Origin of the sequence: Streptomyces sp. RP5T, from assembly GCF_003933965.1 — a bacterium.
In the GTDB taxonomy this organism is placed as follows: Bacteria; Actinomycetota; Actinomycetes; order Streptomycetales; family Streptomycetaceae; genus Streptomyces.
On the sequence record NZ_RSAJ01000940.1, the window covers coordinates 1 to 2152 of the forward strand.

The following is a 2152-nucleotide window of genomic DNA, read 5'->3' on the forward strand; positions in this document are numbered from 1 at the left end:
GCCCGGCGCCGCCGAGCGCGACGGAGGCGCCGAGTTCGAAGACCGCGCTGGAGCCGCTGCCGACGAACGTCTCCCACTTGAAGTCCCAGTTGCCCTCGAAGGCTCCGTTGATGACGTACTCACCGAGTCCCTCGGCCGCGCCGGCGACGACGAAGGCGCCGACGATCTCCGGCGGGCCGTTCTTGAGGAGCTTGTAGTTGAGGGTGTTCGGGTTGAACTTGAACTTGTCGAGGACGTCGGCGTCGAGGTTCTTGAAGATCGACTTGAAGGGTTTCGCAACCCATTCGAAGACGCTGCCGAAGAACCCGACGACCGCACCGAACGCGGCGGCCTTGCCGACGTCTCCCCAGTCGATGCCGTCGGGCTTGCGGCGGCCGCTGTTGAGGGCGATCTGGGCCAGCCGGACCGCGAGGGTCTGGAGGGCCTCGGTGACCGCCTCGGTGAGCGTCGGCAAGATGTGGGTCATCGTCAGCAGCCGGTCGATGATCATCAGGACCGCGAACCGGCTCCGGGCCCGGGCCAGGAAGATCTGCGACACGGACGCGCCGCCCGTGAACGCCATCAGGGCCGTCAGGATCGCCAGTTCGGCGATCAGCATGATGATCTCGGCGATGATCTCCCACTTGGCGCCCTGGACGTTCTGGGAGAGGTCGATCTGCCGGTTCTCGAGGTCGGTGATCTGGTCGAGGACCCGCTGAACGGGGTCGTTGCCGCGTCCCTCACCGATCAGCATGGTGAGGCCCTGCACGTACTGCTCCGCTACGGCCGGCGGCAGCGAGTCGCGGGACTTCTGAATGGTGTCGCGGGCGGTGTCCCTGAGCTTGCTCAGGTTCTTTCCGTAGAAGCTGTAGAGCTCGCGGCTGGCGTAGAGCAGGTTCTCCCTGGCCTGCAACGGCATCTCACCGATGAGGACGAACAGCATCTTCCGCACGTCGGGCGGAAAGTTGATCTCCTCCACTCAGCTTCTCCCGCCCACTGCCCGTGCCACCGCGCTCATCCGTGTCCGCCCGCTCAGTGCTTCCCGGACCCGGAACCGTCGCCGAACGCGTCCAGCTTGTTGTTCTGCAGGTTGATCCCGTCCATCGCGTCCTGCTGGGTGCCCTCGATGTTGCGCAGGTTGCCGAGCACGGCCGAACCGAGGTACGCGAAGGCGGTGCCGTACTCGCGGAACACGGAGAGCAGCGTCTCGTTGGCTTCCGTGTAGCCGGGGTAGTTCTGCTGGTAGAACTCGTCGTCGTAGCCGTAAGCGCCCTGGTACTCCGCCTGTTGGGCGATGAAGTCGTCGCCTGCCTTCTTCGCCAGGGCCGGCAGGACCCCGATCAGCTCCACGCCCTCCCGCAGTCCCGCGGGATTCGCCTCGTACCTGTCCGAGCTCATGACCGGTGTCCTCGTCCTCGGTGTCGGTTGTCGTCCTGGTCCTCGTGGATCTCGTCGCGCAGGCGGTCCTGGGCCGTCCTGCCCCGCCCGCCCGGAGTGCCGTCCTCGAGCGCCGCCCCGAAGAGGCGGTCCCAGTCGATGTCGATGCCGCGGATCCCCGTCGGGCCGCCGCCCTGCTGCTCGGCGAGCGGTGCGAAGGTCTCCATCACCCGCTGGGCCATCTTCGCGCGCGCCTCCTGCACGGCCTCCAGCACGGAGGCGGCGAGCTGCGGGCCGGGCAGGGAACGGAACCTGCCGTCGGGGAATTTCAGGCCGGTGAGCTCGCCCTGCGGGCCGACCGTGACCTCCACCGTGCGGTCGCGGGAACGCGCGGTCACCGAAGCCTGGTGCAACTCGCTCTCGGCGCGCTCGACAGCCTCCTGCACGGCCTCCAACTCGGCCATGGCCTGCGCCAGTTTCTGCTTCATGGACTCGCTCATCGTCCGATCACCGCGGGTGCGCCCCCTTCGTCCGCGCCCCAGACGTCCTCGTCCTCGGGCTCCCATGTCTCGCGGGCACGGTCCGTGCTCTGCGTCTCCGGTCGGCCCGGCGTTCCTGCCGCTCCGGGCGTTCCGGGCAGGAACGGGGTCGAGCCCGTGGTGCTGGGGCCCCCGGCCGCCACCCGGACCTCGTCCTCGGCGTAACCGCCGTTGCCGCGGGTGCCGCCCGCGCCGGTACGCCCGCGGCGGTTGCTGACGATCTGGCTGTCGATGACGTTGCGGACCCGCTCGCCGTC

Annotated in this window: 3 protein-coding genes and 1 pseudogene; all 4 read right to left on the bottom strand. The window is 68.5% G+C overall.

The window, feature by feature from the left end:
- Window positions 1–958 (bottom strand): annotated as a pseudogene (locus EHS43_RS43185) (hypothetical protein); the annotation flags it as partial.
- Window positions 959–1011: 53 nt separating this feature from the next.
- Window positions 1012–1377: a hypothetical protein gene (locus EHS43_RS43190; RefSeq protein ID WP_125195899.1), complete on the bottom strand. Its 366-nt coding sequence runs from the start codon at window positions 1375–1377 to the stop codon at window positions 1012–1014.
- Window positions 1374–1844: a YbaB/EbfC family nucleoid-associated protein gene (locus tag EHS43_RS43195; RefSeq protein ID WP_260470985.1), complete on the bottom strand. Its 471-nt coding sequence runs from the start codon at window positions 1842–1844 to the stop codon at window positions 1374–1376. The genes EHS43_RS43190 and EHS43_RS43195 overlap by 4 nt, the downstream gene beginning before the upstream one ends.
- Window positions 1845–1852: 8 nt before the next feature.
- Window positions 1853–2152: hypothetical protein (locus EHS43_RS46950; protein ID WP_185806655.1), on the bottom strand; the 300-nt coding region annotated here is incomplete at its 5' end.